Below are 15,082 nucleotides of genomic sequence, written 5' to 3'. Positions count from 1 at the left end.
GAGGAAGGGCGGCCGGCGGAGGAGCTGTACGAGTGCCGCCGGCCCCTCCGCCGGCCGCCCTTCCTCGCCGCCAGGACGACGAGCCCCACTATCGCGCCGAAGACGAGCAATACGACCAACGCGCCCATCGTTCCCACCCCCGCTTTCCGTGCTTTTCGTTGTGCGACGTGATGCCCCCGCGGTCCGCGGCCGAAAGCAAAGTTGAGGAAGTCCAGAGGTTTCCGGGTACGCGAAGGCCCCTGGTCTGCATCGGAACCAGAACCAGGGGCCAAGGGTGGGCGACTGGGCCGTCTAGGGGCCGTGATCTTCAACGTGCGGCGGCCCAAGGACTCGATCAACGGCTCGCCGGGATCGCTCGCGGCTGTTGGGCATCAGGTGCGCGTACACGCGAAGGGTCATCGCCGGGTCGGCGTGTCCCATGTACTCGCTCACGACCTTCACGCTCTCCCCGGAGTCGAGGAGTACCGAGGCGTAGAAGTGCCGGAGGGCGTGCATGCCGTGTTCACGGGCGGAGACGTAGCGCTTCCCTTCCTCCGCCTCCGGGATGAGGCCGATCGAGGCGAGAGCGGGCTTCCAGTCGTGGGCGTTGAAGTTGCTCCGCCACACGATGCCTCCGCCGGCGTTGGTGAACAGCAGGCGAGCTGTCACCTCACCGACGAACGCCCCGTCGAGATCGCCGACATCATCATCCCCGGCGACCGCTACTCACTGAGCTACGAGTTCCGCGTCACCGACGAAGACGATCCGACAACCGACTGAGCTGCACTGTTACGGATTTCTCTACCTCATCAAGGCGCTCCCGCCGCGCAGAGCGCGGCGGCGCGAGGGGTGCCTGAGGAGGCAACCCTCTGTGGCTGGGGCGGTCGGCTCCACGGTTTTACACAGCCACCATGGGGCGAGCCTCGAAGATCGGGACCCACATCGGGCTATTGCGGGCAGGCAGGGAGCCAGCCCGATTCGCGGCCAGCGTACGGGCCCCGATCTCTCGCCCCATGGCAGCTCCCGTGCAAAGCCGCTACGCCAACCTTGACGCCGGGCGAACGGAGGTCACCGGGGAATCTGCTGCCCGGCCTCGGTAAGGACGAGCGTGAGGCGACCCAGCCACTCGAAGTCTTCCGGGTACTCCCAGTTGTCAGCATCGGCCAGCAAGGCTGGAAGGTCGTGCCGTGGGATGGATGGTCCAGGCTGAAGTCCCGGTGTGCCGTCAACGGTGGTCCAGGGGATGCAGCGGGAGACTTCAATCCATCCCTTGTCGATGAGCGGCAGAAGGATTGCCGCAAGCTCGGTGGGACCGGCGGATGCCAACGGTTCATCCAGATCTCCCCGGACGCCCGGCAGGATGTCAATCTCCGTCGCATTGATCATGAATGCGCGCTCTGCTGACGACAGCTCGTCTGTTGCGGGGTAGCTCACCTCGGGATTGTCCCAGTTGCAGAAGAGGCGGCGGCATCGCTAGCTCTCGGGCCGTTGCTGGGCCGTCTACGGGTGGCCAACAGTGACAAACGACGACAGCGGCCGACCGCCGCTCCGCAGGTCAGAAGTTGGGATACAGAAGGAAGCGCAGGTCAGGGATGCGCCGAATCACTTCCAGAAGAACTGACCGGCTCGTCGACTGCGAACCCGCCGGGTGCGTCTAGTGCTTCCCAACCACCCGCCTCCACGCACCACGCGCAGCGAAAAACAGAACGGTGCTGATGACGAGGGCGACGAGGATACTCGGCACGTCGCCGCCGCCCACAGCGCCGTTGATGGCACTGTTGAGGCCGCCGACCGCAAAAACGGAGAGCACGAAGGCCAGGACCGTCCAGAGAGCGCGATTCATGGGCGAACCATAGTGCGTGCCACACGCGTGCCACGTCGGGCGGGGTCGCAGGGGGAGCCACGGGGAACAGCGGCGACGGGACCGCGTTGCCGCAGGTCAGCGTCCGCCCAGGTGAGGCGCAGTCCGCGGCCTCAGTCTTCCAAACTGGCGCTCCCCGCTTCGAGTGCGGCGGCGCTTGCCTGAGCCATTGAGGCTCCGGTTCGCCAACGAGCCCGCAGAACTCCGTCGTTGTCTGGCATGACAGCTGTGAACAGAGGGACACTTTCACCCGCGTACGTGGACAGTAGTACGGCGGCGCGGGCGCTGCGCATACGTGCGGTCAGCTCCGGGAATGCGGTCTCGTCGGCGATGGCGCTGTGGATGCGACCGTCGTTGTCCTGCCAGACGCCTTCGACGAGACCTTCTGCGGGGAGGGCTTCCAGGACGGCATTGATGTCGGAGGACAAGGGCGGCCAGACGGACAGACGGGCCCGGGGAGCCATTCCGGCGCGAACCGTGTCGACGGTGTCGCGGTCGAGGTGGTGCCATCGTGAGGCGCCTTCGAGATACGTCTCTTCCAGGATTCCGGCGCTGCCGTTGGTGACTGCCCTGTGCAGGTCGGCCCAGAAGTCGTCATCGCCGGGCCGCTGGGTGACCTGCTCCTCCTCTTCGGCCTCGAAGGCATACGGGGAGGCGTCCAGGCGTTCTGGGAACAGTCCGAGCTCCCGGGTGTGGGCCAACGCTTCCTCGCAAGGCCGGCTGCTGCTGATGTAGAGGTACTGGTCCCATCCCACATGGACCGCGAACGTGCCTTCGGCCTCCAACCGGCACCAGGCACCGTTGTCGCGCAACATGGCGCGCACCAGCTGCAGCCCGATTTCGAGCGATACTTCTGCCCCGTCATAGAAACCGACAGGGCCAGCAGGGAAGAGCCCGTCCAGCCCAAAGCCGTCCACCGCAGGCTCCACACCGAAGTGCGCGAGGGACGGGACCTGTGGTTCACGTACGGCCAGGTGATCGACACCGGTGTCCCTGGCAAAGGCCGCGACCGCCTAAAGGTAAGACGCCTCGACCTCGCCGTGATCGCTGACGGTGTCCTCACTGCCGGTGTAATGCCCGTGTGCGTCACGGTCGGCGGGGTCGTACTTGGTGACGCGGTAGACGTAGGGGAGCTGCACATTGCCATCTTCCCCCACGGCCGCCGTGCCCCTGGCGTGCCCGATCAGACGGTGAACCGCGGGGAATCACGGTGCCAGCAGGCATGAAGAAGGGGCGCCCCCGTGTCTTGGGGCACCCCTTCTGTCCAGCGCCTTCGCCGGCCTACTGCGGAGAGTGTGGGATTTGAACCCACGGTGACATCGCTGCCACGACGGTTTTCAAGGTCGTTCTCGGGCTTGACGCAGCCATTGAGGCTCCGCCGGCCTCAGGCCTGCAGGTGTGGCCAGCCGTCCTGATTCGAGAATGTCTCGAAGCAGTAGCGCGTGGACCGATCCCACTCCTGCCCGGTTGCCAGTTCGTAGGCCTGATCAGGCACGTAGAGGAGCGACTCGCCGTCGCGCGTAGGGGCGGTGTACGGGGCGAACTGGTCGACGTCGAAGAACACGGACTCCCAGACGGATTGGCCGGCAGCCACCACAGCACAGCGTGCATACAGGAAGCTGTCTGCGGATTGCGGGAGGGGTTCACCGTCTCGCAGCGTCAGGTCGGCGACGGGCAGGCTGCCGAACTTCTCCTGATCCAGACGGTACAACGCCTCGGCCAGGCGCTCTGCGAAGCCTTGGATGTCGGGAACCGGGCGATTACTCAGCTCTGCAGCAAGGCGGCGGCAACCAGCTTCATCAGTCTTACCGCCCAGGGTGTCTATCAATGCCCAGAAGTCAGCCCAGGTCATCATCATGGCCAGAGCGTACGGCCCGGCGATCCTGGGCCGTCTGTGGGCCGTCCGAGGGCAGCCAACGACGACAGACGACGCCAGACGACGACGGCCTCCCCCCTGGTCAGAGGGGGCGCGTTGGGTACCACCGCAGGTGCTCACCCACGAAGCTACGTTGAGGAAGTCCAGAGGTTCGGCGGAGGATGGCGGGCATGACCTCCTCGCGACCCCCGCTCAACCGCGCACTCGCCGAGTTCGGGACCACGATCTTCGCCGAGATGTCCGCCCTCGCCGTCCGCACCGGTGCGATCAACCTCGGCCAGGGCTTCCCGGACACCGACGGCCCCGAGGAGGTGCGCGAGGCCGCCGTGCGCGCGCTGCGCGACGGCCGCGGCAACCAGTACCCGCCCGGGCCCGGTGTGCCCGAACTGCGCCTGGCCGTCGCCGAGCACCAGCTGCGCTTCCACGGGCTCGGCTTCGACCCCGACACCGAGGTGCTGGTCACCGCGGGCGCCACCGAGGCCATCGCGGCCACCATGCTCGGGCTGCTGGAACCGGGCGACGAGGTGATCGCCTTCGAGCCCTTCTACGACTCGTACGCCGCCTGCATCGCCATGTCCGGCGCCCGCCGCGTCCCGCTCACCCTGCGCGCGCCGTCCTTCCGCCCGGACCTGGACGCCCTGCGCGCGGCGGTCACCCCGCGGACCCGGCTGCTGCTGCTCAACAGCCCGCACAACCCGACCGGCATGGTCCTCACCCGGCAGGAGCTGGCGGCGATCGCGGAGCTGGCCGTCGAGCGCGACCTGATCGTGGTCACCGACGAGGTCTACGAGCACCTGACGTACGGCACGGAGCACGTGCCGCTCGCGTCCTTCCCGGGGATGCGCGACCGCACGGTCACCATCTCGAGCGCGGGCAAGACGTTCTCGTTCACGGGCTGGAAGGTCGGCTGGGTGACCGCCGCCCCCGTCCTGGTCGACGCGGTGCGCGCGGCCAAGCAGTACCTGACGTACGTGAGCGCGGGGCCGTTCCAGTACGCCGTGGCCGAGGCGCTCCGGCTGCCGGACGCCTACTACCGGGACTTCCGCGAGGACCTGCGGCGCAAGCGGGACCTGCTCTCCGACGGCCTGGAGGCGGCCGGGTTCCGGGTCTTCCGCCCGGAGGGCACGTACTTCGTGACCACCGACATCCGGCCGCTCGACGAGAAGGACGGCCTGGCGTTCTGCCGGGCGCTGCCCGAGCGCTGCGGGGTGGTGGCGGTGCCCAACGTGATCTTCTACGACGACGCGGAGGAGGGCCGCAGCCTGGTGCGCTTCGCCTTCTGCAAGCGCGAGGACGTGCTGCGCGAGAGCGTGGAGCGGCTGCGCCGGCTCTGAGGCCGTGGGCGGGCCGGGGCCGGTCGGGGCGCGCGTCCGGCCGGGACCGGAGCAGGACAGCCCGCCCGCGCACGCCCGCTCACCGGCGGTCGCGTGGCGGACGGGCTGCCCTCGTGCGGTCCGTGTACGCCCGTGGGGGCGCGCTCAGTCCTCGCCGTCGCCGTCGTCGTCCGTGGACTCCGCGTCCTTCTCCAGCCCGAGGGCCTCGAGGATCCACTTCTCGAACTCGATGGAGGCCCGGACCCAGCTGACGGTGCTGGAGACGAAGTGCTCCAGGCCGACGCCGAGGCCGATCAGCATCTGGGCCTCGCCGATCAGACGGACCGTGCCGTCGTCGTGCGTGTGGGTGTAGACCTTCGGCCACAGGGTGCGGCGGTTCCAGTCGTCGAGCGCCTCGTGCAGCTGAGGCTTGTCCTCGATGCTGTACGGCCGGTCGTAGAAGGTGCGGACCGCGAAGATCTGCTGGTCCTCCTCCCCGCGGAACATGAAGTAGGTGCGGAACTCCTCCCACGGCGCGGCGAGGTCGCCCTCCTCGTCGACGACGTACTTGAGCTCCATCTGCTCCAGCAGCTGCTTGACCAGATCCTGGTCAGGAATGACCACGTTCCCGGCAGGGCCGGGCTGGGGGTCCGGCTGGCCCCCGAAATTCGGAATCGAGGACGGGTCGATGCTCACCTTGCAGTTCCCTTCGTACGGATACACCCATCCTCCCTCACCGCGGGCCGCGCCGTGCAAGCGCGGCCCGCCGTGCCCTGTTCGCGTGCCGTTCCCGGGGTGCCTCAGAGGGTCTTGCCGGTGGTCGCGCCCACCAGCAGCCGGTCGCCGACCCGCTCGACCCGCACCGTGTCGCCGTCCCTGACCTCGCCGGCCAGGATCTCCCTGGCCAGCTGGTCGCCGATGGCGGTCTGCACCAGCCGGCGCAGCGGACGGGCGCCGTAGGCGGGGTCGTTGCCCTCCTCGGCGAGCCAGTCCAGGGCCTCGTCGGTGACGTCGAGGGCGATCCGCCGGTCGCGCAGCCGGGCCGCCAGGCGGTCGGTCTGCAGCCGGGCGATGCGGCGCAGCTCGTCCTTGTTCAGGGCGCTGAAGACCACGATGTCGTCGAGCCGGTTGAGGAACTCGGGCTTGAACGAAGCCCGCACCGTCTCCAGCACGCTCTCCCTCTTCTGCTCGTCGCCGAGCACCGGGTCGACCAGGTACTGGCTGCCGAGGTTGGAGGTGAGGACGAGGATGGTGTTGCGGAAGTCGACCGTACGGCCCTGGCCATCGGTGAGCCGGCCGTCGTCGAGCACCTGGAGCAGGACGTCGAAGACCTCGGGGTGGGCCTTCTCCACCTCGTCCAGCAGCACCACGGAGTACGGGCGGCGACGCACCGCCTCGGTCAGCTGACCGCCCTCCTCGTAGCCGACGTAGCCGGGAGGGGCACCGACCAGGCGGGCGACGGAGTGCTTCTCTCCGTACTCGCTCATGTCGATGCGGACCATGGCCCGCTCGTCGTCGAAGAGGAAGTCCGCCAGCGCCTTGGCCAGCTCGGTCTTGCCGACACCGGTCGGGCCGAGGAAGAGGAAGGAACCGGTCGGGCGGTCGGGGTCGGCGATGCCGGAGCGGGAGCGGCGCACCGCGTCGGACACCGAGCGCACGGCCTCGCCCTGGCCGATCAGGCGCTTGCCGAGCTCCTCCTCCATGCGCAGCAGCTTCTGCGTCTCGCCCTCCATCAGGCGGCCGGCCGGGATGCCGGTCCAGGCGGCGACCACGTCGGCGACGTCGTCCGGGCCGACCTCCTCCTTGACCATGGTGCCCCGCTTGGCCACCTCCTCGGCCTCGGTGGCCTCGGCGAGCTCCGCCTCCAGCTTCGGCTTCTCGCCGTACAGCAGCTTGGACGCGGCCTCGAAGTCGCCGTCGCGCTGGGCGCGCTCGATCCGGGTGGTCAGGTCGTCCAGACGCTCCTTGAGCTCACCGACCCGGTTCAGGCCCTCCTTCTCCTTCTGCCAGCGGGCGGTGAGGCCGCGCAGTTCCTCGTCCTTGTCGGCGAGGTCCTTGCGCAGCTTCTCCAGACGCTGCTTGGAGGCCTCGTCGGTCTCCTTCTCCAGCGCCATCTCCTCCATGCGGAGGCGGTCGACGGAGCGCTGCAGCTCGTCGATCTCGACCGGCGAGGAGTCGATCTCCATGCGCAGCCGCGAGGCGGCCTCGTCGACCAGGTCGATGGCCTTGTCGGGCAGGAAGCGGGCGGTGATGTAGCGGTCGGAGAGGGTCGCGGCCGCGACCAGGGCGGCGTCGGCGATCTGCACCTTGTGGTGCGCCTCGTAGCGTCCCTTGAGACCGCGCAGGATCGCGATGGTGTCCTCGACGCTGGGCTCGGCCACCAGCACCTGCTGGAAGCGGCGCTCCAGGGCCGGGTCCTTCTCGATCCGCTCGCGGTACTCGTCGAGGGTGGTCGCGCCGACCATGCGCAGCTCGCCGCGGGCCAGCATCGGCTTGAGCATGTTGCCCGCGTCCATCGCGGAGTCCCCGCCGGCGCCCGCGCCGACGACGGTGTGCAGCTCGTCGATGAAGGTGATGATCCGGCCGTCGCTGGCCTTGATCTCCGCCAGCACGGCCTTCAGCCGCTCCTCGAACTCGCCGCGGTACTTGGCGCCCGCGACCATCGCGCCCAGGTCCAGGGCGACCAGCCGCTTGTTGCGCAGGCTCTCGGGCACGTCGCCCTTGACGATCCGCTGGGCCAGGCCCTCGACGACGGCCGTCTTGCCGACGCCGGGCTCGCCGATGAGCACCGGGTTGTTCTTGGTGCGCCGGGAGAGCACCTGCACCACGCGCCGGATCTCGTTGTCCCGGCCGATCACCGGGTCGAGCTTGCCCTCGCGGGCCGCCGCGGTGAAGTCCGTGCCGTACTTCTCCAGCGCCTTGTACGTGCCCTCGGGGTCGGGTGTCGTCACGCGCTGACCTCCCCTGATCTGCTCGAAGGCGTCCTGCAGCCTGCTGCCGGTCGCACCGTACTCCTTCAGCAGCCCACCGGCCGCTCCGCCCTTGAGGGCGATGCCGATGAGCAGGTGCTCGGTGGACACGTACGCGTCCCCGAGTTCCTTCGCCCGCCCCGCCGCGTCGGCGATCACGGCGAGCAGTTCGCGGTTCGCCTGCGGCGGCGCCACCGTGCTGCCCTGGACGCTGGGCAGTCCGCCCAGCAGCCGCTCGGCGCCGGAACGCACCGCGGCGGCGTCCGCGCCGGTGGCCGCGAGGACGTCCAGCACGCTGTCGTTCTCCGGCTGCTCCAGCAGCGCCAGCAGCAGGTGCACGGGGGTGAGGTCCGCATGCCCGGCCGAGACCGCCTTGGTGTTGGCGGCGTTCAGGGCCTCGCGGCTCTTGTTGGTCAGCTCGGCGTCCACGTCCGCGTACTCCTCCTTCTGGGTCCTTCCGGAACCGTTTCGGACCTGCCTACTCCAGCGTGAGACAAGTTGAGTCTATTCCACTCAAGTCTGTGAATGCCAGCGACGGGCGCAGAAAGCCCTTGCAGTTCTCCGCATCTCTGCCACGATCAATCCCCAGGGGAGGGGATCCACTGACATGTCCATACGCCACTCCGCAGCCGTGGTCGCCGCTGCCGCCCTCGCATGGGCCACCACCGCCGGCGCCGTTCCGGCACACGCCACCACCGCCGTCACCTGCGGCACCAACGTGTGGAAGGCGTCCTACTACGCCGGCACGACCTTCAACGGCACCCCCAAGAAGACCGTCTGCGACACGAAGATCAGCGAGAACTACGGCTCGGCCGACCCGGCCGGCGTCTCACTGCCCAAGGACAACTTCGGTGTCCGCTGGACGGTGACGAGGAACTTCGGATCGGGCGGCCCGTTCGCTTTCAGCACCACCGCACAGGACGGCATCCGCGTCTACCTCGACGGCAACCGCAAGATCAGCCTCTGGAAGGACGTGAGCAAGACCCAGAAGAAGACGGTCAACCTCACCGTCCCCAAGGGCAGGCACACCATCCGCGTCGACTTCGCCGCCTTCAAGGGCAAGGCCAACGTGACGTTCGGCTACGCGCCCCGCACGTCGGCCTCCGTCGACAAGATCAAGCCACTGGCCCCGGCCGGCCTGCGCGCCACGTACTCCGGCAGCACGGCCAAGGCCGGTCTGACCTGGTCCCCGAACGCCGAGATGGACCTGGCCGGCTACCGCGTCTACCGCAGGCTCGCGACCGCGACCGTCTGGACCAGGATCGGCGGGACCGGCCTGGTGACCTCGCCCCGCTTCGGCGACACCCCGCCGCCCACGGGTGCGAAGTACGTCTACACGCTCACGGCAGTCGACAAGGCGGGCCACGCCTCGGCCGATTCCACCATGATCACGGTCGCCAGCACCGACAGGACCGCTCCGGCCGTACCGACCGGGGTCCTGGCGACGTACTCCGAGTCCACCGGCGCCGTGACGGTGACCTGGGCCGCCGGCAAGGACGGCGACCTGCGGTCCTACCGCGTGTACCGCCGCACCGGCGCCGACGGCGCCTGGGTCCGGCTCGCCCCGGACAGCGCCCCGTCCACCGAGCTGTACCTGAACGACCAGATGCCCGGCGGCACGGCCGGGACGTACTCCTACGCGGTCACCGCGGTCGACGCCTCCGGCAACGAGTCCGCCAGGTCCCAGGCGCCCTCGGTCACCCTGACCGCGGTCTCGGGCCCGCCGGCCGCCGTCACCGGCCTCACCGGCACGGCCGAGAAGTACGGCATCGAACTCGACTGGGACGACAGCACGGCGGCCGACCTCGACCATTACGAGGTCCACACCGGCTCCTGGCAGTTGAACGCCTACACCAGCCAGTGGTACTTCCAGAAGGACACCACGGCCGTGGTCCCCGCCGGCACCACGCACTACCGCCTGGTCAAGCCGCTCGGCAGCCAGCCCGTGAGCTTCCTGGTCGTGGCCGTCGACACCTCGGGCAACGCCACCGCGGACACCGTTGCCGCCATCTTGGACGTCACGCCGATCGACATGGTGGACACCCCCTACCCCGCGCCGGGCACCCTCGCGGTGCGGATGGACAGCGTTTCGGAGACGACCGCGGGCGGGGTGCTCCTGGACTGGCACTGCTCGAACGCTTCCGTGTGCGACCGGATCACCGGCTACAACGTGTACGACTTCGACTACACCACCCGCGCCTTCGTCAAGCTCAACGCCCTACCCCTGCCCACCGTGCCGTCGAGCTGGACCGACACCGCGCCGGCCAGGGGCACGACCCACGTCTACCGGGTGGCCGCCGTCCTCGACGACGGGACGGAGTCCTTCCCGGCGTGGGGCTCCGTCGCCCTGGCGCCGGTGGGGTGACATCCTTCCCGGTATGACGGTCAACCCACGCGAACCGGATCCCGCCTACCTCGCCTTCTGGCGGGAGTACCTGATGAGCACGCTCACGACCCACCGGCCCGACGGCTCCCCGCACGTCGTGCCGGTGGGCGTGACGTACGACCCCGAGGCGGGGCTGGCGCGCGTGATCACCAACAAGGCGAGCCGGAAGGTCGCCCACGTGCTGGCGGCCGGGCCCGAAGGGGCCCGGGTCGCGGTGTGCCAGGTCGACAAGGGGCGGTGGGCGACGCTGGAGGGCGTGGCCCGGATCAACACCGACCCGGACGCCGTCGCCGACGCGGTACGGCGCTACGCCGAGCGCTACGGCCGCACTCCCGCCCCCAACCCGGACCGGGTCGTCGTCGAGATCGCGCTGACCCGCGCCATGGGCCGCGCCTGACCCTCGGCCCGGCCCCGCGGCCCTGTCGATCCCGCCCCCGAAACACCCCTGCATGCTGCATGATTGACGCTCCGGCAGATTCGGTTGGCGTACGGCTACGGGGAGGTGCCCGGCTGTGGCACGGGTTGTGGGAATCGATCTGGGCACGACGTACTGCGCTGTCGCGGTGGCGGACCGGACCGGCACCGCGTCCATTGTCCGCAACCGCGAGGGCGAGAACATCACCCCGTCCGTGGTGATGTTCCAGGGCGACGTCGTCGTCGTCGGCTCGCAGGCCAAACGCTCCGCGGCCACCGCCCCGGACCACGTGGTGCAGTTCGTCAAGCGCTACATGGGCGAGCCCACGCCCGTCTACACCTCGGAGTCCGGCACCCCCTTCCGCCCCGAGGAGATCTCCGCGCTGATCCTCAAGCGGCTCAAGGAGGACGCCGAGATGATGCTCGGCGAGCCCGTCGAGCGCGCCGTGATCACCGTCCCCGCCTACTTCGACGACGCCCGCCGCAAGGCCACCCAGGACGCCGGCCGGATCGCCGGCCTGGAGGTGCTGCGGATCGTCAACGAGCCGACCGCGGCCGCCCTCGCGTACGGGCTCGGCCAGGACGAGGACGAGCGGGTCGGCACCGTCCTCGTCTACGACCTCGGCGGCGGCACCTTCGACGTCACCGTGATGAAGGTCGAGGACGGCGAGTACGACGTCATCGCCACCGACGGGGACCGCAACCTCGGCGGCTTCGACTGGGACGGGGCGCTGATGGAGCACCTCAACGGCGCCTTCATGGCGGCCGGCGGCCCCGACCTCACCGACGACACCGCCGCCCTCGCCGAACTGCGCGACAAGGCGGAGATCGCCAAGCGCACCCTGTCCAACGCCCCGCAGGCCGTCGTCATGCTCTCGGCCGGCGGCCGGCACGAGCAGATCCGCGTCACCCGCGAGAAGTTCGACGAGCTCACCGCCGAACTGCTGGACCGCACCCGCATCCTCACCGAGGGCGTCCTGGAGGAGTCCGGACTCACCTGGGACGACGTCGACAAGGTGCTGCTCGTCGGCGGTTCCACGCGGATGCCGCAGGTCCCGGCCCTGGTGGAGCGGCTGTCCGGGCGGACCGCGGAACGCGGCGTCAGCCAGGACGAGGTGGTGGCCCTGGGGGCCGCGCTGATCGCCCTGGACGCCGAGGTCCGCGCCGAACAGGCCGCCGAGCGCAAGAAGTACATCGGCAGCGGCGCCCACGTGGAGTCCGCCCCCGGCGACGGCCTGGCCCGGCTCACCAAGGGCAGGGTGAAGTCCATCAAGGACGTCACCTCGCAGTCGCTCGGCATGGTCGCCGTCCACGACGACGCCCCCCGCTCACCGGAGTACAACGCGGTGATCATCCCGCACAACACCACGGTCCCCGCGAAGGAGAGCGACACCTTCTACACGGTCCGGGAGCGCCAGTCCGCGCTGCGGGTGCAGGTCACCGAGGGCGAGGGCGAGGACCTGGACTACGTGAAGGTCGTCGGCGAGAGCACCCTGAAGATCCCGCCGTACCCCAAGGGCGCGCCCTTCGAGGTGTACTACGCCTACGACGTGGACGGCATCATCCACGTCGAGGTCAAGGACCTGACCTCGGGCGAGTGGCTCGGCGAGTTCGAGGTCGAGCGCCCGGACAACCTGGGCACCGAGGAGCTCGAGGAACTCAGCGACCGCGTGTCCCGCACCGCGGCCCTCTGACCGGAGCGGGAGCCGACGCCCCATGACCACGACGGACGTGCCCGACTACTACGCCGAGTTCGGGATCGGCACCGCCGACAGCGCCGAGGAGATCGGCAGGAAGCTCGACCGCGAGCACCGCAGCTGGGCGGGGAAGGCGAGCAAGGCCCCCACTGCCGACAAGCGCCGCGAGGCCGAGGACAAGGTGCGGCGCGTGCTGGAGGCCCGCAAGGCGCTCACCGACCCTTCCGCCCGCGCCCTGTACGACCAGCGGCTGGCCCGGTCCCTGAAGAAGGGGCCGGGGCCCCGGGAGCCTGAAGCCGTACAGCCGACCCTCGGCGGCACCGTACGCGACTGGGTGGGCAACGCCGAGCGGAACATCGAGGACGGCGACCTGCAGGCCGCCGAGTACGAGCTCCGCCAGGCCGTGCACCACGACGACCGCAACGCCTACGCCTGGCGGCTGCTGGGCGCCGTCCACCAGGACCTCGGCGCCTACCAGGACGCCCTGCAGGAGCACCGCAGGGCGCTGCAGCTGGACCCGGACGACGCCGCGAACCACTTCCAGATCGGCAACGTCCACACCGCGCTCGGCGACCACCACACGGCCCTGACCTGGTACATGAAGGCCGACGACCTGGCGCCGGGCGACCTCGGGACCGAACTCGCCGTCGGCGACGGCCTGTACGCCTCCTCGCGCTTCGACGAGGCGCTGACCTGGTACGAGAAGGCCCTGGCGCACAGTCCCGGCCACACCGGGCTGCGCAACCAGATCAGCCGCATCTGGTCGCTGCGTGCCGAGGGCTCGATGATCACGCACCCGGTCACCCGGAGGCTGGTCGTCGCCTCCGAGGAGGCCGCCCGGCGCATCCTGCACTGCGTCGACCAGGGCCTGGCCGTCCGCCCGGCCGATCCGGACCTGCTGGGGCGGCTGGAGTTCTACCGGGGGCTCGCCGCCGAGTCCCTGGGCAAGACCTGGCGGTGGCACAAGAGCATGCTCTGGGTCCTCGTCCCGGCCGTCGTGGTGCCGCTCACGCCGGCCAGGCCCTACGCCTGGTTCGTGGCGCTCGCCGCCCTCGCGCTCATCGCGTGGATCGGCTTCCGACCGCGCTGGTGGCACACCCGCGCGTCCCTCCCTCGGCACCTCCTCAACCCGCCGCAGCAGTACTGGAGCCGCGCATGAGCACCCCGCCACCGCTGCCTCCGCAGCCTCCGCAGGTCCCGCCCGTGCCGGTGGTGCCGGTGGTACCACCGGCACCCCTGCCGGAGGTGCCCCCGCAGCCCCCCGCGCCGCCGGAGGTGCCGCAGGTGCCGCCGGAGGGCCCCGCCCCGCAGACCGCGGAGGAGCCCGCGCCCGACCCCCTGGCCGTGGTGGCCGACGCCGTCGACGGCCTGCGCGAGGAAATGGCCGCGCTCGGCGACCAGTTCCGCCGCCGGCTGCTCAACGACCGTGAGGGACGGCGCGGTCTGGACGAACTGCGCGCCGAGCTCGACCACACCCGCAGGGCCGCCGAGGGCCGGCTGGTGCAGCCGCTCCTGTACGACCTCGTCCTCCTCCTGGACCGCATCGACCGCCACCTCGGCGTCGACGGCGGCTTCGGCGACTCGGTCGGCGCAGAGCTGCTGACCCTCCTGGAGAAGTACGGCATGACCCGCATCCCGGTCACCGCCGGGCGCTTCGACCCCGCCCTCCAGGAGGCCGTGGGCACCGTCCCCGCGCCCCGGCCGGAGCTCGCCGGCGACGTCGCGGAGGTCGTACGGCACGGCTACCGCATGGGGGACCGCGTCGTACGCCCCCAGCAGGTCCGCGTGCACGCGCCCGCGTGACCGGAGGAAGCCAAGGAAGCCAAGGACCCGAGGAACCCAGGGAGCCCCGGATTGCCCAGGACCACACAGCTGCGGACGTACACCATCAAGCCGGAGATGCTCGACGCCTGGCTCGGCCTGTGGCACGCCGAGATCGTGCCGCTGCGCCGGGCCCACGGCTTCGAGATCGGCCTGGCCTGGGTGGACCGCGAGCACAGCCAGTTCGTCTGGCTGATCGCCTACGACGGCGAGGACGGCTTCGCCGCGGCCAACGCCCGCTACTGGGACAGCCCCGAACGCGTACGGATGCCGCTGCAGCCCGAGGACTACCTCGTCGGCAGCGAGGTCCGTGACGTCGAACCGGCCTGAGCCGCCGCCCACACCGCGGCCACCGCCCAGACCGGCAGCCACACGGCGGCCACCAGCGCGCCGGCCCCGGCCGCCGCACCCACCACGCCCATCCCCCGGCGCCGGGCCCACACGGAACCGGCGCCGCCCACCACCAGCAGAGCCGCCACCACCGGGACCGGCACCAGGCCCGCGTACCGCGGCACGCCCACGTCCCCGTACGCCGCCACGCCCACGCTCACCAGGACCAGTGCCATGAGCCCGGCGATCCACCACGGCCCCTCGCGCCGCGCCGCCAGCCGCAGCCCGGCCCACATCGCCACGGTCGCCAGCCCCACGTCCAGCCCCTCGGCGCCCCAGTTCGTCCCGAGCGGCATCGCACCGGCCACCATCCCCACGGCCAGCCCCACCACGATCCCTGCTCCGACGCCCTTGTGCGGCATAGGGACCGTCTTCC

14 protein-coding genes and 2 pseudogenes are annotated in these 15,082 nt (G+C 70.3%); 7 read left to right on the top strand and 9 right to left on the bottom strand.

Features of this window, described 5'->3' with window-relative positions; translation table 11 throughout:
• Positions 1 to 291 precede the first annotated feature (291 nt).
• The 6 genes and pseudogenes from PV341_RS36505 to PV341_RS36480 all read right to left on the bottom strand — a co-directional run.
• A pseudogene (locus tag PV341_RS36505) lies at positions 292 to 648 on the bottom strand (tyrosine-type recombinase/integrase); the annotation flags it as partial.
• Between the two features lie 399 nt (positions 649 to 1,047).
• On the bottom strand, positions 1,048 to 1,413 hold the full coding sequence (locus tag PV341_RS36500) for a hypothetical protein (RefSeq protein WP_500322574.1): 366 nt from the start codon (positions 1,411 to 1,413) through the stop codon (positions 1,048 to 1,050).
• Between the two features lie 220 nt (positions 1,414 to 1,633).
• A complete protein-coding gene (locus PV341_RS36495; RefSeq protein WP_500322572.1) occupies positions 1,634 to 1,822 on the bottom strand; it encodes a hypothetical protein in 189 nt (62 codons plus the stop codon).
• A gap of 131 nt (positions 1,823 to 1,953) precedes the next feature.
• Positions 1,954 to 2,757: an RNA-binding protein gene (locus PV341_RS36490; RefSeq protein WP_500360062.1), complete on the bottom strand. Its 804-nt coding sequence runs from the start codon at positions 2,755 to 2,757 to the stop codon at positions 1,954 to 1,956.
• Between the two features lie 96 nt (positions 2,758 to 2,853).
• Positions 2,854 to 2,979, bottom strand: a complete 126-nt coding sequence (locus PV341_RS36485; protein ID WP_500322569.1) for a hypothetical protein — start codon at positions 2,977 to 2,979, stop codon at positions 2,854 to 2,856.
• Positions 2,980 to 3,224: 245 nt separating this feature from the next.
• Positions 3,225 to 3,698 carry a DUF4240 domain-containing protein gene (locus tag PV341_RS36480; RefSeq protein ID WP_500360061.1) on the bottom strand — a complete coding sequence of 158 codons (474 nt, stop codon included), beginning with the start codon at positions 3,696 to 3,698 and terminating at the stop codon, positions 3,225 to 3,227.
• Between the two features lie 188 nt (positions 3,699 to 3,886).
• Between PV341_RS36480 and PV341_RS36475 the strand changes: the two genes are divergently transcribed.
• Positions 3,887 to 5,050, top strand: a complete 1,164-nt coding sequence (locus PV341_RS36475) for a pyridoxal phosphate-dependent aminotransferase (RefSeq protein WP_500360060.1) — start codon at positions 3,887 to 3,889, stop codon at positions 5,048 to 5,050.
• A gap of 144 nt (positions 5,051 to 5,194) precedes the next feature.
• On the opposite strand, the gene PV341_RS36470 is transcribed toward PV341_RS36475, so the two are convergent.
• Both PV341_RS36470 and clpB read right to left on the bottom strand, forming a co-directional pair.
• On the bottom strand, positions 5,195 to 5,725 hold the full coding sequence (locus PV341_RS36470) for a type III secretion system chaperone family protein (protein ID WP_499512661.1): 531 nt from the start codon (positions 5,723 to 5,725) through the stop codon (positions 5,195 to 5,197).
• A 104-nt stretch (positions 5,726 to 5,829) separates the two neighbouring features.
• Complete coding sequence (gene clpB / locus PV341_RS36465) at positions 5,830 to 8,427, bottom strand: ATP-dependent chaperone ClpB (RefSeq protein ID WP_500322564.1); 2,598 nt, start codon at positions 8,425 to 8,427, stop codon at positions 5,830 to 5,832.
• Between the two features lie 178 nt (positions 8,428 to 8,605).
• On the opposite strand from clpB, the gene PV341_RS36460 reads away from it, so the two are divergent.
• From PV341_RS36460 to PV341_RS36435, 6 genes are all read left to right on the top strand, one after another.
• Positions 8,606 to 10,363, top strand: a complete 1,758-nt coding sequence (locus PV341_RS36460) for a PA14 domain-containing protein (protein WP_500360059.1) — start codon at positions 8,606 to 8,608, stop codon at positions 10,361 to 10,363.
• Between the two features lie 13 nt (positions 10,364 to 10,376).
• Entirely contained in the window at positions 10,377 to 10,781 is a 405-nt protein-coding gene (locus PV341_RS36455; protein WP_500322562.1) for a pyridoxamine 5'-phosphate oxidase family protein, read from the top strand.
• Positions 10,782 to 10,896: 115 nt separating this feature from the next.
• The gene (locus tag PV341_RS36450; protein ID WP_500360058.1) at positions 10,897 to 12,492 is read left to right on the top strand and encodes an Hsp70 family protein; all 1,596 of its coding nucleotides are present in this window, start codon (positions 10,897 to 10,899) and stop codon (positions 12,490 to 12,492) included.
• A 22-nt stretch (positions 12,493 to 12,514) separates the two neighbouring features.
• Positions 12,515 to 13,654, top strand: coding sequence for a tetratricopeptide repeat protein (locus PV341_RS36445; protein WP_500360056.1), 1,140 nt, complete (start codon positions 12,515 to 12,517; stop codon positions 13,652 to 13,654).
• Complete coding sequence (gene grpE / locus PV341_RS36440; RefSeq protein WP_500322557.1) at positions 13,651 to 14,298, top strand: nucleotide exchange factor GrpE; 648 nt, start codon at positions 13,651 to 13,653, stop codon at positions 14,296 to 14,298. The genes PV341_RS36445 and grpE overlap by 4 nt, the downstream gene beginning before the upstream one ends.
• A gap of 51 nt (positions 14,299 to 14,349) precedes the next feature.
• Positions 14,350 to 14,646: an NIPSNAP family protein gene (locus tag PV341_RS36435; protein WP_500322555.1), complete on the top strand. Its 297-nt coding sequence runs from the start codon at positions 14,350 to 14,352 to the stop codon at positions 14,644 to 14,646.
• On the opposite strand, the pseudogene PV341_RS36430 reads toward PV341_RS36435, so the two are convergent.
• Positions 14,604 to 15,082: pseudogene (locus tag PV341_RS36430) on the bottom strand (hypothetical protein); the annotation flags it as partial. The gene PV341_RS36435 and the pseudogene PV341_RS36430 overlap by 43 nt on opposite strands.

This window comes from Streptomyces sp. PA03-1a, from assembly GCF_033792805.1.
In the GTDB taxonomy this organism is placed as follows: Bacteria; Actinomycetota; Actinomycetes; order Streptomycetales; family Streptomycetaceae; genus Actinacidiphila.
Note: the sequence above shows the minus strand (reverse complement) of the source record. Positions and strands in the feature narration are given on the sequence as shown.